Below are 16,937 nucleotides of genomic sequence, written 5' to 3' on the forward strand. Positions count from 1 at the left end.
TTATCCCTGCGCCGGGTTCTGTCCCTCTATCACGGTGGGGTCGGTGTAGAGAAAATCCAGCGGGAAGCGTTGCCCCGCCAGATGGTCTTCCATACAGCGCAGCACCAATGGACTTCTGTGGCGCTGCGCACTGGCCCGGATTTCGTCGGGTGTCAGCCACAGGGTTCGCACAATGCCGGTGTCGAGTTGTCTGCCTTGCATCACCTCGCCCAATTCGCCGCAAAAGGCAAAACGCAGGTAGGTGATGTCTTCGGCGTCGGTTTGTTCACGTGCGGGGCGCTGAAAGCGGGACATATAGATACCGACCAGTTCAGTGGGTCGAAAGGTTCGGGTGGTTTCTTCCAGTGCTTCCCGGGCGCAGCCGTCGACCAGGCTTTCGCCCGGATCCAGGTGTCCGGCCGGGTTGTTGAGTTTGAGACCCTCCGGCGTATGTTCCTCAACGAGGAGAAACTTTCCTCCCCGTTCAATGATTGCGGCGACCGTGACGCTGGGTTTCCATCGTGTGTTCATGCCCAATTATGCGCAAACCGCAGTGCGGAAGGCAGGCGACAAGTAGGCGACATTCCGGGCAGACCGGGCCCGGAAAATTTGACAAAACTCATGTAAGCTCGCGGACAGGTTCATTTTCAACTACAACAGGAGTCGCCCCATGCAGACTGGCGTACCTACCGAAATGGTCAATTCTTCCTCCGGCGCGAGGTCCCAAACCGCGCAGCGCATTGGCGTTCCGCGAGAGATTTTTCCTGGCGAAAAACGTGTGGCGACCGTGCCCGAGGTGGTGGAGAAACTCATCAAGCTGGGCTTTGCGGTATCGGTCGAATCGGGTGCCGGTGAACTGGCCAACTTCAGCGATGACACCTACCGCGCCGCTGGTGCGGATGTGGTCGAGAGTGCCGCCCAGTTGTGGGCCACGGCTGACATCGTGTTCAAAGTACGCGGCCCAAGCGCCGACGAAGTCGGTCTGATGCGCCAGGGCGGCGCCCTGATCAGCTTTATTTGGCCGGCACAGAACCCCGAATTGATGCAACTGCTCGCCGCCAAGCAGGCGACGGTGCTGGCCATCGACGCATTGCCACGGATGTTGAGCCGCGCCCAGAAGATGGACGCCTTGACTTCCATGGCGGGCGTTACCGGTTACCGCGCCGTCATCGAGGCCGCCAACGCCTTTGGCCGCTTCTTCAATGGCCAGATCACGGCTGCGGGCAAGGTTCCGCCCGCCAAGGTCTTCATCGCCGGTGCCGGCGTTGCCGGCCTGGCAGCGATCGGTACCGCCGCAGGCCTGGGTGCCATCGTGCGCGCCAATGACACCCGTGCCGAAGTCGCTGACCAGGTCACATCACTGGGTGGCGAATTTGTGAAGGTCGAGTACGAGGAAGAAGGCGGTGGTGGTGGCGGCTACGCCAAGGTGATGAGCGAGGGCTTTCAGAAGGCCCAGCGTGAGATGTATGCCAAGCAGGCCAAAGAGGTCGACATCATCATCACCACTGCGCTGATTCCCGGCAAGCCTGCGCCCAAACTGATCACCGCCGAGATGGTCCGCTCCATGAAGCCGGGCAGCGTCATCGTGGACATGGCTGCCGAACAGGGCGGCAACTGCGAGCTGACCGAACCGGGTCAGGCGGTCGTCAAACACGGCGTGACCATTGTCGGCTACACCGACCTGGCCTCGCGCCTGTCCAAGCAATCGTCGACGCTGTACGCCACCAACCTGTTTCGCCTCGCCGAGGAACTGTGCAAGGCCAAGGACGGCGTCGCCAACGTCAACATGGAAGACGATGCCATCCGTGGCCTGACGGTCGTCAAGGACGGCAGCATCACCTGGCCCGCTCCTGCGCCCAAGTTGCCGGCGGCCCCTCCGGCGGCAAAACCAACTGCAGCACCGGTGGCCAAAAAAGCCCATGGCCATGGCGCACCCAGCGAGCCCATGGCGGGCAACAAGCTGGCCATCATGTTCGGCGTGTCGGCAGCGTTGTTCTGGTTCGTGGGTGCCAACGCACCGGCCGCCTTCCTGGCCCACTTCACGGTGTTTGTGCTGGCCTGTTTTGTGGGCTACATGGTGGTGTGGAATGTCAAACCGGCCCTGCACACGCCGCTGATGAGTGTGACCAATGCCATCAGCAGCATCATTGCCATTGGCGCGCTGGTGCAAATCGCGCCGCCTTTTGCCGAGGTCGTGAACCGCCCAGAGGGCTGGATCCGTGGCTTGGCCGCCGCCGGCATTGTGCTGACCGCCATCAATATGTTTGGTGGCTTTGCCGTGACCCAGCGCATGCTGGCCATGTTCCGCAAATAAGAAGAAAGAAGAACACCCATGTCTACCAGTCTGGCAACGGCTTCCTATATTGGCGCCACGATTCTTTTCATCCTGAGTTTGGGCGGCCTGTCCAATCAGGAGACCGCCCGCCGCGGCAACCTTTACGGCATGATTGGCATGGCCATTGCTGTGCTGGCCACAGTGTTTGGTCCGCAAGTCAGCAGTGCAGGCTATGCCTGGATTGTGGGCGCCATGGTGCTGGGCGGCGCGATTGGCCTGTATGCCGCGCGTACCGTGCAGATGACCCAGATGCCCGAGTTGGTGGCACTGATGCACAGCATGGTCGGCCTGGCCGCCATGCTGGTGGGTTATGCCACCTTCATCGATCCGCAGGCTTCTGCCGGTTTCACCGGCGCGGCCAAGGCCATCCATGAAATGGAAATTTACATTGGCGTCTTCATCGGTGCGGTCACCTTCTCGGGCTCCATCATCGCGTTTGGCAAGCTGTCGGGTCGCATTGGCGGCAGCCCGTTGCTGTTGCCCGCGCGTCACTGGCTGAACCTCACAGGTCTGTTGGTTGTGATCTGGTTCGGGCGCGCATTCCTGAACGCCCATTCGATCGAAGAAGCCATGGTGCCCATCATTGTGATGACCGTGGTGGCCCTGCTGTTTGGTATCCACATGGTGATGGCCATTGGGGGGGCGGACATGCCGGTGGTGGTGTCCATGCTCAACAGCTACTCTGGCTGGGCGGCTGCGGCGACCGGTTTCATGCTGTCCAACGATCTGCTGATTGTGATCGGTGCCCTGGTGGGCTCCAGCGGCGCCATCCTGTCCTACATCATGTGCAACGCCATGAATCGCAGTTTTATCAGCGTGATTGCCGGCGGTTTCGGTACCACGGCAGCAGCCCCCAAGTCCGCCGGTGACGCAGCCCAACCTGCCGGTGAAGTCACCCCCGTGAACGCGACGGAGACCGCAGAACTGCTGCGCGAGGCCAAGAACGTGATCATCGTTCCCGGCTACGGCATGGCGGTGGCGCAAGCGCAGCACACGGTGTTTGAAATTACCAAGTTCCTGCGGGAAAAAGGCGTCAACGTGCGCTTTGGCATCCATCCGGTGGCGGGTCGCATGCCCGGTCACATGAACGTGCTGCTGGCTGAGGCCAAGGTGCCTTACGACATCGTGTTTGAAATGGACGAGTTGAACGACGACTTCCCCAGCACCGACGTGACCATGGTGATTGGCGCCAATGACATCGTGAACCCCGCCGCCCAGGACGATCCGGCCAGTCCGATTGCCGGCATGCCGGTTCTGGAGGTCTGGAAGGCCAAGACTTCCATTGTCATGAAGCGCAGCATGGCCTCGGGTTACGCGGGCGTGGACAATCCCCTGTTCTACAAAGAGAACAACCGCATGCTGTTTGGCGATGCCAAGAAGATGCTCGACGAGGTTTTGACCGCACTGAAACTCTGATTCGGCATTGGGTGGCGCCTGGGCTTCGGTTTTAGAGCCACCACTCTTGAAATCACTAGGGAAAACATAGGGACTGTCGACGCCGCGCACGTTGATAATCCGGGCAATATTTTTGTCAATTGGAGACGTTTGCATGACTGACCGTATCTGGCTCAAGAGCTATCCCGAGGGTGTGCCCGCCGACATCGATGTGGGGCAATACACATCACTCGTGGCGCTGATGGAGGAGAGCTTCAAGAAGTATGCCAGCCGAAGTGCCTACAGCTTCATGGGTAAGGAAATCACTTACCGGCAGACAGACAGCCTGAGTCAGGCTTTTGCGGTCTATTTGCAGGGCCTGGGCCTGGCCAAGGGCGATCGGGTTGCGATCATGATGCCCAATGTGCCGCAATACCCTGTTGCGGTGGCTGCCATCCTGCGCGCCGGACTGGTGCTGGTCAATATCAATCCCCTTTACACGCCGCGCGAGCTGGAGCACCAGCTGAAGGACTCCGGGTCCAAGGCAATCATCATTCTGGAAAACTTTGCCTCGACGCTGGAAAAATGCATTGCGGCAACGGCAGTCAAGCATGTGGTGTTGTGCGCCATGGGCGATCAGTTGGGCCTGCTCAAAGGCTCCCTGGTCAACTACATGGTGCGCAATGTCAAGAAGATGGTTCCAGCCTACAGCCTGCCAGGCGCGGTGCGTTTCAACGCCGCGATTGCCAGTGGCAGCAGGGGCACCCTGAAGAAGGTGACGCTCAAGGCCGACGATATTGCCGTCCTGCAGTACACCGGAGGGACCACCGGCGTGTCCAAGGGTGCTGTGCTCTTGCACAAGAACCTCATTGCCAACGTTTTGCAGAATGAAGTCTGGGGTGCGCCGCTTCTGAATCAGATACCGGCCAACGAGCAGATGACCGAGGTCTGCGCCCTGCCCCTGTACCATATCTTCGCGTTCACTTACTGCATGATGCTGGCCATGCGCATGGGCGGCAAACTGATCCTCATTGCCAATCCGCGCGACATGCCTGGCATGCTGAAGGAGTTGTCCAAGCACAAGATTCATGTGCTGCCCGCCGTGAACACCTTGTTCAATGGCATGGCGAACCATCCCGATTTCAAACTGGTTGACTGGAGCCATCTCAAGGCGGCGACCGGCGGCGGTACTGCAGTGCAAAGTGGTGTGGCCAAGCTGTGGAAGGAAAAGACAGGGCTTCCTATTCTGGAAGGCTATGGTCTCAGTGAAACCTCACCCACGGCCAGTGGCAATCCGTCCACCGCCACGGAATACAGCGGCTCCATTGGCGTGCCCATCTCCAACACCTGGATGAAGTTGCTGGACGACGACGGCAATGAGGTGGGCCCCGGACAGTCGGGCGAGATTGCCATCAAGGGCCCGCAGGTGATGGCGGGCTACTGGCAGCGCCCGGATGAGACTGCCAAAGTCATGACCCCGGACGGTTACTTCAAGACCGGCGATATCGGTGTGATGGACGAGCGGGGCTATTTCAAGATTGTTGATCGCAAGAAAGACATGGTTCTGGTCAGCGGCTTCAATGTGTTCCCGACCGAATTGGAAGATGTGGTCGCCCAGCTGGAGGGCGTGATGGAATGCGCCTGTGTGGGCGTTCCTGATGCCAAAACGGGTGAGGCAGTCAAGTTGGTGATTGTCAAGAAAGACCCCAACCTGACCGAAGCGCAGGTACGTGCCTACTGCAAGGAAAACCTGACCGGCTACAAACAGCCCAAGGTCGTTGAGTTCCGCGCCGAGTTGCCCAAAACCCCCGTGGGCAAAATTTTGCGTCGGGAATTGCGCGACAAGTAAGTGTCAGCCACCGCCATTCTCAGTGCTCTGGCTGAAGAGCAGCAGGGTCTGATCGAGCGATTGACTCATCCGGTTCGGGTGGAGCGGGCTGGACGTGAGTTTTGGCGCGGAGAATTGCAGGGGCGACCGGTGGTGCTTGGTCTGTCGCGGCTGGGCAAGGTGGCCGCGGCGACGACTGCCACCGCGCTGATCGAAGCCTTTGGTGTCAGTCGTGTCGTGTTCACCGGCGTGGCCGGTGGTATGGGACATGGTGTTCACGTTGGCGATGTGGTGGTTGCCTCTGAATTTGTGCAGCACGACATGGATGCCTCGCCCCTGTTTCCCCGTTATCAGATTCCGCTCTACGGCCGATCCCTGTTCCCTTGTGATGTGACTTTGACCGCTATGCTTTTGGAAGCATCCAAGGCAGGTGTCGCCCAGGGCAGGAGTCGATTCAATCAGGATTTTGGGGGTCTGGGCATGGCGGTCCATACGGGCTTGATCGCCAGCGGCGACCGGTTCGTATCTGCGACCGCAGAATCACGGGATTTGCACAGTGCCTTGAAGGCTGGCGGCTTTGTGCCGCTGGCCGTGGAAATGGAAGGGGCTGCCGTGGCGCAAGTCTGCTTTGACTATGGCGTGCCGTTTGCCGCCGTGCGCACCATCTCGGACCGGGCAGATGATGATGCGCACCTTGACTTTGCCCGCTTTGTCAGCGACGTGGCCAGTCGCTACGCACTGGAGATTATCCAGGCGCTGATGCCGATGCTGCCCCAGCCACACTCCGCACGGCAGACAGCCCTCTGACACAGGTCGATACGGCTTATTTCAGCCAGCCGCGCTTGCGGAAATACCACATGGGAACCAGTGCGCTGGCCAGCATCAGTGCCAGGGCGTAGGGATAGCCCAAGGACCAGTCCAGTTCAGGCATGTACTTGAAATTCATGCCATACAGGCTGGCAATCAGAGTGGGCGGCAGCAGCGCCACACTGGCCACCGAGAAGATCTTGATGATCTTGTTCTGGTTGATGTTGATAAAACCCACGGTCGCGTCCATCAAGAAGTTGATCTTGTCGAACAGGAAGGCGGTGTGTGAATCCAGTGAGTCGATATCGCGCAAAATTTGCCGCGCCTCTTCAAACTGCTCGCCGTTGAGCATTTTGCTGCGCATCATGAAACTCACGGCACGCCGGGTGTCCATCACGTTGCGGCGAATGCGCCCATTCATGTCTTCGTGGCGGGCAATGGCACCAAGTACTTCGCTCGCCATCGCGTCGGTCACATCGCCCGACAGCACTTTGTTGCTGACCTTTTCAAGCTCATCGTAAATGCCTTCCAGGGTGTCGGCTGAATACTCGGCATCGGCGTCAAACAGCTTGAGCAACACTTCCTTGGCGTCCTCAATCAAGCCTGGCGCGCGGCGTGCCCGCATACGCAGCAGACGGAAGACCGGGACATCTTCGTCGTGGATGGAAAACAGAACGCCCTTGCTCTTGAGTTCATCATTTTCCTGGTTCAGGATAAACGCGACCCGTACCGTGCGAGGCTCATCATCGTCAGCGATCAAAAAGTCGCTGCGAATGTGCAACTCGCCATTGTCTTCTTTATAAAAGCGCGCAGATTCTTCAATGTCCTCGTCCATCGCGTCTTCCGGGATGGACAGGCCGTAATACTGCTTGACCCAGCGCTTTTCCTCAAGCGTTGGCGATTCCAGATCAACCCAGATGGGCTGGAATTGGGACAGTTCTTCCAGCGATTCGATCTCTTCCTGAAAGAGGCGACCATTGGCAAGCGTGAAAATATTGAGCATTGCTCATTCCCTTGAAATAGATTGCATCTGGCAGGGGGTGTGGGCTTTCGCTTCCAACCCCGATGCAGTCAAGGAGCTGGAAGCTAGCAACTGGGGCAGGTGTCCAAGAAGTCTTCTCCGGGAGTCGATATGCAAGAATTATCGCATTGCGGGTCGATGCTCACTCCCGTTAAGCCGATTTTTCGGCGGAAGTGAGCGGACAAATATTCAAATATTTGTTGCATTGCGTCAAGGAAAACCATTGCAATTCCAGACCATCGGGCGCATAGTGAATTTGTCGACAGTAATTTTCAGTTTTGATTCGTGAGTTGTCTGCATTTCGCAGGCAACGTTTTCAACCCCGAGAGCCACAGGAGGCCATATATGAACTTGACGATCAGCGGTCATCATCTCGAAGTCACCCCAGCACTGCGCAGTTACGTAACGACCAAGCTAGATCGAATCATTCGACACTTTGACCAGGTGGTAGATGTCAAGGTGTTGCTCACTGTTGAAAAACAGAAGGAAAAGGAACGACGGCAACGAGCGGAGTGCAATATTCATGTCAAAGGCACTGACATGTTTGCAGAGAGTTCACATGCTGATTTGTACGCTGCCGTGGATGAATTGGTGGACAAACTGGATCGTCAGGTTGTTCGGCACAAGGATCGATTGCAGAATCACCACCATGATGCGCCCAAGCGACTGATGTAAGGGTCGTACCAGGATTCCCGAACAAGCCGCCCGCCCGTCGCGCGGCTTTTTTTTGCGCCCGCTATGGCTTGGGTGCATAATCTGCTTCCCAACCATGAATCGTCTCGCATCCATCCTGCCCCTTGCACAAGTGCTTGTGCAACTTGATGCCACCAGCAAGAAAAGGGCCTTTGAAGAAGCTGGCCTGCTTTTTGAAAACCTCCATGGGCTCAGCCGCGCGCTGGTCACGGACAGCTTGTTTTCCCGGGAGCGCCTTGGTTCAACAGGCTTGGGGCATGGCGTTGCCATTCCGCATGGACGCATCAAGGGCCTCAAGGCACCCATGGCGGCGGTTTTTCAGTTGGCACAACCCATTGGATTTGACGCCCCGGACGAACAGGCCGTTAACTTGCTGATATTTTTGCTGGTGCCTGAGGCGGCAACGCAAAAGCATCTCGAAATTCTGTCGGAGATTGCCGAGTTGCTGAGTGACGCGGCTTTGCGTGAAAAGCTTGCCGTCAGCAAAACACCCGATGAATTGCACGGCCTTATTGCAGCCTGGCAATCGGCGCAGCTGGCTTGATACGGTTGGATGAACTACTGCGAGCGGATCTGATTTGAAGCCTAACGTGGTCAGTGCCGATGTCCTGTTTGAAGAATTCAGGGGGATTCTGAAGTGGGAGTGGCTGGCGGGCTTGGGTGCATCAGAACGCCGTTTTGATGAGGTGGCCGTACGCGCCGCGCGTTCCGGAGCCGATCTGGTTGGGTACCTGAATTACATTCATCCTTATCGCGTCCAGATTCTGGGTGTACGTGAGATTGCCTACCTCACCAATGCCACGCCGGAAGACTGCGCGCGCCGGATATCCCGTATCGTCACACTGGAGCCGCCGGTACTGATTCTGGCCGACGGGCAGAGTGCGCCTGATGCCTTGCTGTCCATGTGCGAACGTGCGCAGATTCCCATGTTCTCGACGCAGGGCTCGTCCGCGTTTGTGATTGATGTGCTGCGGGCTTACCTGTCCAAGCATTTTGCCGACCGTACCTCGATGCACGGTGTGTTCATGGACATTCTTGGTCTGGGCGTGTTGATCACAGGCGAATCCGGGCTCGGCAAGAGTGAATTGGGACTGGAGCTGATCTCTCGTGGCAATGGTTTGGTGGCCGACGATGCAGTGGATTTGTTTCGGATCAATCAGAACACCATTGAAGGCCGATGCCCCGAATTGCTGCAAAACCTGCTGGAAGTACGCGGCATCGGTCTGCTGGATATTCGCTGTATTTTTGGGGAAACGGCGGTTCGGCGCAAGATGCGCCTCAAGCTCATCGTGCATCTCGTGCGCCGTGAAACCCTGGAGCGCGAGTACGAGCGCATACCTTATGAGCCCCTGACCCAGGATGTGCTGGGCGTCCCTGTGCGCAAGGTCGTGATTCAGGTGGTGGCGGGTCGCAATATCGCCGTGCTGGTGGAGGCTGCGGTACGCAATACCATTTTGCAGTTGCGCGGCATTGATACTTACCAGGAATTTGTCGAACGCCACCGAAAGGCCATGGAGCAGGAATAGTGCCCCGGGACATGCGGCAGTTCGTTGCTGCGTTCCCCTGGTCAGCCGTGGCTGCGTGGCGATGCAGGCCGGTTCGGGCACTTCTCCCGCGTGCAGTGGGCGTAGAGGCTCAGCGCATGGTCAGCGATGGCGAATCCCTTGGATTTGGCGACCGCTTGCTGGCGTTTTTCAATCTCCGCGTCGTAGAACTCTTCCACTTTGCCGCAGTCCAGACATACCAGGTGATCGTGGTGCTGCCCCTCATTGAGTTCATAGACCGCTTTGCCGCTTTCAAAATGGCTGCGGGTCAGGATATCGGCTTGTTCGAACTGTGCCAGCACCCGGTACACCGTGGCCAGGCCGACATCAGAACGCTCCAGCAGCAGCACGCGAAACACATCCTCAGCGGTCATGTGGCGCTGCGTTCCCTTCTGGAAGATTTCCAGTATTTTCAGCCGGGGCAGGGTGGCTTTGAGGCCGGTGTTTTTGAGTTCGTCGATATTGGTCATGGGGAGGTCTTTCACTTGCCCGCTGGCAGCCCGCCGCCGCAGGCGCAGCCGCTACAATGGGCCGATCATATCGCCACACCTCAAGTAATGCCTCATCTTCAACGTTCTCGTGTTTGTTTGAGCCTGCTCCTGGTTGCCTGCGCAACCCTGGTGGCCTGTGGCAGCCTGAACGGTGCCGGCAACAGTATTGCCAGTGTGGTGACTCCCTACAAAATGGAAATCGTCCAGGGCAATTTTGTGTCCAAGGAGCAGGCCGCTGCCGTGAAGCCTGGCATGAGCCGGACACAGGTGCGGGACATTTTGGGCACCCCCCTGTTGGCCAGCATCTTTCATGCTGATCGCTGGGATTATGTTTTCACTTTCAAGCGCCAGGGCGTGGAGCCGCAAGCACGCCGCGTCACCGTGTTTTTCAAAGGTGATGCCCTGGAGCGCATGGAAGCCGATGCCCTGCCCAGCGAAACCGAATTCGTGAGCTTGCTGGATTCAGGCCGTAAACAAGGGAAGGTCCCGGTACTGGAGCTGAGCGAGGAAGAGCTGAAACAATTGCCGGCACCGGTCAAAGCTGCGGAGAGCAAGCCGCTCCCGCCCTTGCCTGTCAGCTATCCCCCGCTTGAGTCTTCCAGCCGCTAGCCATTTTCGACCACTATGACTGACAACATGATCCATCGGATCGCCATTGCCGGCGCATCCGGCCGCATGGGGCAGATGCTGATTGAGGCCGTCCGTGCCGCCGATGATTGTGAGCTTGGCGGGGCACTGGATTTGACGACGAGTCCGGCCATCGGCGTGGATGCGACAGCATTTCTCGGGCAGGTCAGTGGTGTGCCGATCACGGCGGACCTGGGTCTGGGCCTGAAAAACGCCCACGTCCTGATTGACTTCACCCGACCGGAAGGAACGTTGGCCCATTTGCGCGCTTGCTGTGAACTCGGTGTGAATGTGGTGATTGGCACCACCGGATTCAGCGATGCGCAAAAGGCCGAGATTGCAGCCGCTGCCAGGGATATTGCCATTGTGATGGCGCCCAACATGAGTGTGGGGGTGAACGTCACACTCAAATTGCTTGAGATGGCTGCCAGGGCACTGTCCACAGGCTATGACATCGAAATCATTGAGGCCCATCACCGGCACAAGGTGGATGCCCCATCCGGCACGGCACTCAAGATGGGAGAGGTGATTGCTGATGCGCTCGGGCGCAACCTGAAAGATTGCGCCGTTTACGCCCGTGAAGGCGTGACCGGCGAGCGCGACCCTTCTTCCATCGGGTTTGCCACCATTCGGGGCGGCGACATCGTGGGTGACCACACCGTGCTTTTCGCAGGCACGGGTGAGCGCATCGAGATCACCCACAAATCCTCCAGTCGCGCCACGTATGCACAGGGCAGTCTGCGTGCAGCCCGGTTCTTGACCCATAAAAAGACCGGCTTGTTCGATATGTTCGATGTGCTCAACCTGAAATGAACGTGCTCCAGCTGTTTCTGCAGGGTGATGGCGTCACCAGGCTGGTGGCATTGATCTTGATGGCCATGTCAGTGGCCACCTGGGTGCTCATTCTCTGGAAATCCTGGTTGCTGCACCGTGCCAGTGGCGACGTGTTGCGCAGCATTGCTGCGTTCTGGCAGTCGACCTCAGTGGATGAGGCGATGCAGCGTTTGAAAATATTTGACCGGGAAGCCCTTATCATCCCTTTGATTGTTGCTACAAAAATGGAAGCAGATGGCACTTTGGCGGCGGCTGGTGAGAAGTCTCTGCAATTGACCCGGGTCTTGCGCGACGCCCTTCATGCCGCTCTGGCCAAGCTGCAGTATGGTCAGGTGCTTCTGGCCACAGTGGGCTCCACGGCGCCCTTTGTGGGCCTGTTGGGCACGGTCTGGGGCATCTACCATGCGCTCATTGGCATTGCGAATGCCGGGCAGGTGACGATTGACAAAATCTCCGGCCCCGTGGGTGAGGCACTCATCATGACTGCGGCGGGTCTGGCGGTGGCCATTCCTGCGGTGCTGGCTTATAACGTGCTGGGTCGCTCCATTGGCCGTATTGAGGCTGAGCTGGAGGGGTTTGCGCGTGACCTCCGTGAACTGGCGGCTGGCCAGTCCGTCCGTCCTGCATGACTTGACCGGGGCATTGGATGTCTTTTGGCCGTCTCGAACGCACCCAGGGTCCTCAACCCATGAGCGAGATCAACATGACGCCACTGGTGGATGTGATGCTGGTGCTGGTCGTCATCTTCATCATCACGGCCCCCTTGCTGGCAAGCTCCATCAAGCTCGACTTGCCCAAGACCGCCGCAGCCCAACCCGGTGAGGCGCCGAAGTTTGTGACCGTGGTGGTGGACAAGTCCGGTCAGGTCTATCTCAATGACAAACCGTTAGAGCTGCTTGCGCTGGCCCGGCAACTGGAGCAGACTGCCAAAGACAACCCCCAGACCGAGGTGCAGTTGCGTGCCGATGCCGCTGTCCCCTACGGACGAATCGTGGAGGTCATGGGGACCGCACAAAAAGCCGGTTTGAACCGCATCGGTTTTGTTGCGGATGCGAATCCCGGCGTGATGCCCCAGGCCAAACCCTAAAATCGGGTGATTGCGATCTTCCTGATCGCCTGAGTGAATCCAAATGCAAGACAAATACAACCACCTCGATGTCGAAAAAGCCGCGCACAGCCACTGGACGGCTGCAGACGCCTACCGCGTGATCGAAGACGCGTCCAAGAAGAAGTTCTACGCCTGTTCCATGCTGCCCTACCCCAGTGGCAAGCTGCACATGGGGCACGTGCGCAATTACACGATCAACGACATGCTCACGCGCTATTTGCGCATGAATGGCTACAACGTGCTTATGCCCATGGGTTGGGACGCCTTTGGTTTGCCAGCGGAGAATGCGGCACTCAAGAACGGCGTGCCCCCGGCAAAATGGACCTACGAGAACATCGCCTACATGAAGAAGCAGATGCAGGCGATGGGACTGGCCATCGACTGGTCGCGCGAAGTGGCAACCTGCGATCCCAGCTACTACAAGTGGAATCAGTGGCTGTTTTTGAAAATGCTGGAAAAAGGCATTGCCTACCGCAAGACCCAGGTTGTCAACTGGGACCCGGTCGACCAGACTGTGCTGGCGAACGAGCAGGTGATCGATGGCAAGGGCTGGCGCACTGGTGCCGTGGTGGAAAAGCGCGAGATTCCCGGTTACTACCTGAAGATTACCGACTATGCCGAAGAGCTTCTGGATCATGTGAAAACCGGTTTGCCGGGCTGGCCCGAGCGCGTCAAGCTGATGCAGGAAAACTGGATCGGCAAGTCTGAAGGTGTGCGCTTTGCGTTCCCGCATGACATCAGGAATGCATCTGGTGAATTGATTGACGATGGACGGATGTACGTTTTCACCACCCGTGCAGACACCATCATGGGCGTCACATTTTGTGCAGTGGCACCCGAGCACCCGCTGGCCACGCACGCCGCGCAGACGAACCCGAAACTCGCAGCCTTCATTGAAGAGTGCAAGAAAGGCGGCACCACCGAGGCGGAACTCGCGGTGCGCGAAAAAGAAGGCATGCCGACAGGCCTGTACGTGACTCACCCGCTCAATGGCCACAAGGTGCAGGTCTGGGTTGGCAACTACGTCCTGATGAGTTACGGCGATGGGGCTGTCATGGGCGTGCCTGCGCATGATGAGCGTGATTTCGCGTTTGCCAAGAAGTACGGCATTGCCATTGTTGAAGTGGTGCTGGTGGATGGTCAGACCTATGACTACGATCAGTGGCAGGACTGGTATGGCGACAAGCAGCGCGGCGTCACGATCAACTCGGACAGTTTCAGTGGCCTGTCCTACAAGGACGCGGTCAATGCCGTGAGCCACGCGCTGCAGCTCAAGGGCCTGGGCGAGAAAAAAACCACCTGGCGTCTGCGCGACTGGGGTGTCAGCCGGCAACGCTACTGGGGCACGCCGATTCCCATCATCCACTGTCCCGAACATGGTGCCGTTCCCGTGCCCGAGAAGGATTTGCCCGTGGTGTTGCCACAGGATTGCGTGCCTGACGGATCGGGTAACCCCTTGCACAAGCACGAGGGCTTTCATGCCGGCGTGGTGTGTCCTGTTTGTGGCGCCAAGGCGCGTCGCGAGACCGATACCATGGACACCTTCGTGGACTCCAGCTGGTATTTCATGCGCTACTGTGATCCGAGCAACAGCGAGAAGATGGTGGCCGAGGGCGCCAATTACTGGATGCCGATGGACCAGTACATCGGGGGCATTGAGCACGCGATTCTGCACTTGCTGTACGCGCGCTTCTGGACCAAGGTCATGCGTGACCTCGGCCTCGTCAAGGTGGATGAGCCGTTCACCAAACTGCTGACCCAGGGCATGGTGCTCAACCACATTTACTCGCGCAAGTCTGACAAGGGTGGCATCGAGTATTTCTGGCCGCATGAGGTGGAAGACTTCCACGACGTGACGGGCAAGGTCCTTGGCGCGAAGCTCAAGGCCGCCAAGGGTGATCTGCCTGTGGGCACCCTCATCACCTACGAGGGTGTGGGTACGATGAGCAAGAGTAAAAACAATGGCGTTGACCCCCAGGACCTGATTGAAAAATACGGCGCCGACACGGCTCGCCTGTACACCATGTTCACCGCGCCACCCGAAGCCACACTGGAGTGGAACGATGCGGCGGTCGAGGGCAGCTACCGCTTCCTGCGCCGCGTCTGGAATTTTGGCGTCAAGCTGTCTGCTATTGAAAATGTAGCAACTGAGGCAGAAAATACGGAGGGGAAGATCGAATTTGGCAAGGAAGCCAAGGCGCTGCGGCTGGATATTCACACCGTGTTCAAGCAGATCGACTACGACTACCAGCGCATGCAATACAACACCGTGGTGTCGGGCGCAATGAAGCTGCTCAACGCGCTGGAAGACTTCAAAAGCGATGGTTCTCGCGGTAGTCAGGCAGCGGTGCGGGAAGGTTTTGGCATTCTGCTGCGTGCCATCTACCCGGCCACGCCTCACCTTACGCATGCGCTCTGGGCGGAGTTGGGCTACGCAGCCCTGCACGGTGACTTGCTCGATGCACCCTGGCCCAAGGCGGATGAGTCTGCGCTGCAACAGGACGAAATTGAGCTGATGTTGCAGATCAACGGCAAACTCCGGGGCTCGGTGGTGGTGCCTGCAGGTGCGTCCAGGCAGGCGATAGAGCAAGCCGCGATCAACAGCGAGATATTTGTGAAGCTGGCCGAGGGTGCCGCACCCAAAAAGGTCATCGTGGTGCCGGGGCGGCTGGTCAATCTGGTGGTTTAAAACCAAATACACATGAAACGTCGCTCCGCTCTCGCGCTGGTGGGTCAGGTCAGTCTGGCAAGTCTCTTCACTCTGGCAGCCGCAGGCTGCGGGTTCAAGCTGCGCGGCAACCAGAATTTTGCTTTTTCGACCATTGAGATCACGCCCAATCCGGGCGGGGCCGTCGCTGGGGAGTTGCGCCGCTCTTTTGGTGGCGCCGTGCGTGTGCTGGGGCCTGACGAGCCGCCCGCAGAGGCGCAGGTGGTGGTCGACATACTGCAGGAGCAGCGCGAAAAGACGGTCGTGGGCGTGAACAGCTCGGGCCAGGTGCGCGAGTTCCAGTTGCGTATCCGGGTCAACTTCCGGGTGCGGGGCCGCGATGGCAAGGAACTGTTGCCTGAAACTGAAATCGTGCAGCGGCGCGATATCAGTTTCAATGAATCAGCCGTGCTGGCCAAGGAGGCTGAGGAGGCCTTGTTGTACCGGGACATGCAGTCGGACATCGTGCAGCAGCTCCGCCGTCGCCTGGCGGTTGTCAGCTATGCAGCTAGCCCTTAGCCAGCTCGCTGCGCACTTGCAGAAGGGCCTGAAAAGCCTTTACACCCTGCATGGCGATGAGCCCCTGTTGATGCAGGAGGCGGCGGACACCATTCGCACCCTGGCACGAACGCAGGGCTACACCGAGCGCACCTCGCACACCGTGGCTGGCGCGCATTTCGACTGGAGCGAGGTGCTGGCAGCGGGCGGCTCGCTCAGCCTTTTTGCCGACAAGCAGATTGTCGAACTTCGTATCCCTTCCGGGAAACCCGGCAAGGAGGGCAGCCCGGCCATCCAGCAACTGGCCGAGCAATCGCGTGGCAATGATTCGACGCTGACTTTGGTCATGTTGCCGCGCCTGGACAAAATGACCAGGAGCGGTGCCTGGTTTGGCGCTTTGGAAAGTTTTGGCGTCACGATCCAGATTGATCCGATCGAGCGCAATGCCTTGCCACAATGGATTGCACAACGCCTGGCCGCGCAAGGACAGCGTGTGGCCTCCGGCGAGGACGGGCAGCGCACTCTGCAGTTTTTTGCCGATCGGGTCGAGGGAAATTTGCTGGCGGCCCACCAGGAAATCCAAAAACTCGCCCTGCTGTTTGAAGCGGGTGAGCTGGGTTTTGATCAGGTCGAGAGCGCGGTGCTGAATGTGGCGCGCTACGATGTTTTCAAACTGTCCGAGGCTGTGCTGGGGGGGCACTCGGCCCGCGTGCAGCGCATGCTCGATGGTCTGCAGGCTGAAGGCGAGGCGGAAGTGCTGGTGCATTACACGCTGAGTGAAGACATTCGCGCCCTCAAGCGCGTCAAGGACGCGATGGCGCAGGGCCGTCCCATGCCGATGGCCTTGCGTGAGCAACGGGTCTGGGGTGTGAAGGAGCGTTTGTTTGAACGGGTTCTGCCCCGCCTGAGCGATGTCGATCTGCTCAACCTGCTGCAGGCGGCGCATCAGGTGGACGGCATTGTGAAAGGATTGAAACAGCCCGACTGGCCGACCGACGGCTGGCAGGCCCTGCACCGGCTGGCGCTGCAGTTATGCAGCCGGTGTGCGGTTCAGACGTCTTCGCTGCGGACGCGGTAGCTGGCACAGTCGT

The 16,937-nt window shown here is 58.6% G+C and carries 17 protein-coding genes; 14 read left to right on the forward strand and 3 right to left on the reverse strand.

Annotated elements, in window-relative coordinates:
- On the reverse strand, positions 1 to 510 hold the full coding sequence (locus IV109_RS07245) for an NUDIX hydrolase (protein WP_296694407.1): 510 nt from the start codon (positions 508 to 510) through the stop codon (positions 1 to 3).
- Between the two features lie 163 nt (positions 511 to 673).
- Here IV109_RS07245 and IV109_RS07250 point away from each other — a divergent pair, with 163 nt between their 5' ends.
- The 4 genes from IV109_RS07250 (at position 674) to IV109_RS07265 (ending at position 6,323) form a co-directional block, all read left to right on the forward strand.
- Positions 674 to 2,293, forward strand: a complete 1,620-nt coding sequence (locus IV109_RS07250) for a Re/Si-specific NAD(P)(+) transhydrogenase subunit alpha (protein WP_296694495.1) — start codon at positions 674 to 676, stop codon at positions 2,291 to 2,293.
- An 18-nt stretch (positions 2,294 to 2,311) separates the two neighbouring features.
- Positions 2,312 to 3,730: a Re/Si-specific NAD(P)(+) transhydrogenase subunit beta gene (gene pntB / locus IV109_RS07255; protein ID WP_296694409.1), complete on the forward strand. Its 1,419-nt coding sequence runs from the start codon at positions 2,312 to 2,314 to the stop codon at positions 3,728 to 3,730.
- A gap of 133 nt (positions 3,731 to 3,863) precedes the next feature.
- Positions 3,864 to 5,537, forward strand: a complete 1,674-nt coding sequence (locus IV109_RS07260) for a long-chain-fatty-acid--CoA ligase (protein WP_296694411.1) — start codon at positions 3,864 to 3,866, stop codon at positions 5,535 to 5,537.
- A complete protein-coding gene (locus IV109_RS07265; RefSeq protein WP_296694412.1) occupies positions 5,538 to 6,323 on the forward strand; it encodes a 5'-methylthioadenosine/adenosylhomocysteine nucleosidase in 786 nt (261 codons plus the stop codon).
- A gap of 16 nt (positions 6,324 to 6,339) precedes the next feature.
- On the opposite strand, the gene corA is transcribed toward IV109_RS07265, so the two are convergent.
- Positions 6,340 to 7,326: a magnesium/cobalt transporter CorA gene (gene corA, locus IV109_RS07270; RefSeq protein WP_296694414.1), complete on the reverse strand. Its 987-nt coding sequence runs from the start codon at positions 7,324 to 7,326 to the stop codon at positions 6,340 to 6,342.
- A 363-nt stretch (positions 7,327 to 7,689) separates the two neighbouring features.
- Here corA and raiA point away from each other — a divergent pair, with 363 nt between their 5' ends.
- From raiA to hprK, 3 genes are all read left to right on the forward strand, one after another.
- Entirely contained in the window at positions 7,690 to 8,019 is a 330-nt protein-coding gene (gene raiA, locus IV109_RS07275; RefSeq protein ID WP_296694415.1) for a ribosome-associated translation inhibitor RaiA, read from the forward strand.
- A gap of 94 nt (positions 8,020 to 8,113) precedes the next feature.
- Positions 8,114 to 8,581, forward strand: coding sequence for a PTS sugar transporter subunit IIA (locus IV109_RS07280; RefSeq protein ID WP_296694416.1), 468 nt, complete (start codon positions 8,114 to 8,116; stop codon positions 8,579 to 8,581).
- Between the two features lie 34 nt (positions 8,582 to 8,615).
- On the forward strand, positions 8,616 to 9,563 hold the full coding sequence (gene hprK, locus IV109_RS07285) for an HPr(Ser) kinase/phosphatase (RefSeq protein ID WP_296694419.1): 948 nt from the start codon (positions 8,616 to 8,618) through the stop codon (positions 9,561 to 9,563).
- A 41-nt stretch (positions 9,564 to 9,604) separates the two neighbouring features.
- Here hprK and fur read toward each other — a convergent pair whose 3' ends face one another.
- On the reverse strand, positions 9,605 to 10,051 hold the full coding sequence (gene fur, locus IV109_RS07290; RefSeq protein ID WP_296694421.1) for a ferric iron uptake transcriptional regulator: 447 nt from the start codon (positions 10,049 to 10,051) through the stop codon (positions 9,605 to 9,607).
- Between the two features lie 87 nt (positions 10,052 to 10,138).
- Between fur and IV109_RS07295 the strand changes: the two genes are divergently transcribed.
- Genes IV109_RS07295 through holA form a run of 7 tightly spaced genes read left to right on the forward strand, consistent with a single transcriptional unit; the run spans position 10,139 to position 16,924 of the window.
- A complete protein-coding gene (locus IV109_RS07295) occupies positions 10,139 to 10,681 on the forward strand; it encodes an outer membrane protein assembly factor BamE (RefSeq protein WP_296694424.1) in 543 nt (180 codons plus the stop codon).
- A gap of 15 nt (positions 10,682 to 10,696) precedes the next feature.
- Positions 10,697 to 11,512, forward strand: a complete 816-nt coding sequence (dapB, locus tag IV109_RS07300) for a 4-hydroxy-tetrahydrodipicolinate reductase (protein WP_296694426.1) — start codon at positions 10,697 to 10,699, stop codon at positions 11,510 to 11,512.
- Positions 11,509 to 12,162 carry a MotA/TolQ/ExbB proton channel family protein gene (locus IV109_RS07305; RefSeq protein ID WP_296694430.1) on the forward strand — a complete coding sequence of 218 codons (654 nt, stop codon included), beginning with the start codon at positions 11,509 to 11,511 and terminating at the stop codon, positions 12,160 to 12,162. Before dapB ends, IV109_RS07305 begins: the two co-directional genes overlap by 4 nt.
- A gap of 17 nt (positions 12,163 to 12,179) precedes the next feature.
- Positions 12,180 to 12,620, forward strand: a complete 441-nt coding sequence (locus tag IV109_RS07310) for a biopolymer transporter ExbD (RefSeq protein WP_296694432.1) — start codon at positions 12,180 to 12,182, stop codon at positions 12,618 to 12,620.
- Positions 12,621 to 12,663: 43 nt separating this feature from the next.
- Positions 12,664 to 15,330 carry a leucine--tRNA ligase gene (leuS, locus tag IV109_RS07315; RefSeq protein ID WP_296694433.1) on the forward strand — a complete coding sequence of 889 codons (2,667 nt, stop codon included), beginning with the start codon at positions 12,664 to 12,666 and terminating at the stop codon, positions 15,328 to 15,330.
- 12 nt (positions 15,331 to 15,342) lie between these two features.
- The gene (lptE, locus tag IV109_RS07320; protein WP_296694434.1) at positions 15,343 to 15,867 is read left to right on the forward strand and encodes an LPS assembly lipoprotein LptE; all 525 of its coding nucleotides are present in this window, start codon (positions 15,343 to 15,345) and stop codon (positions 15,865 to 15,867) included.
- On the forward strand, positions 15,851 to 16,924 hold the full coding sequence (gene holA / locus IV109_RS07325; RefSeq protein WP_296694435.1) for a DNA polymerase III subunit delta: 1,074 nt from the start codon (positions 15,851 to 15,853) through the stop codon (positions 16,922 to 16,924). The genes lptE and holA overlap by 17 nt, the downstream gene beginning before the upstream one ends.
- Positions 16,925 to 16,937 lie beyond the last annotated feature (13 nt).

This window comes from Rhodoferax sp. (genome assembly GCF_018780565.1).
In the GTDB taxonomy this organism is placed as follows: domain Bacteria; phylum Pseudomonadota; class Gammaproteobacteria; order Burkholderiales; family Burkholderiaceae_C; genus Rhodoferax.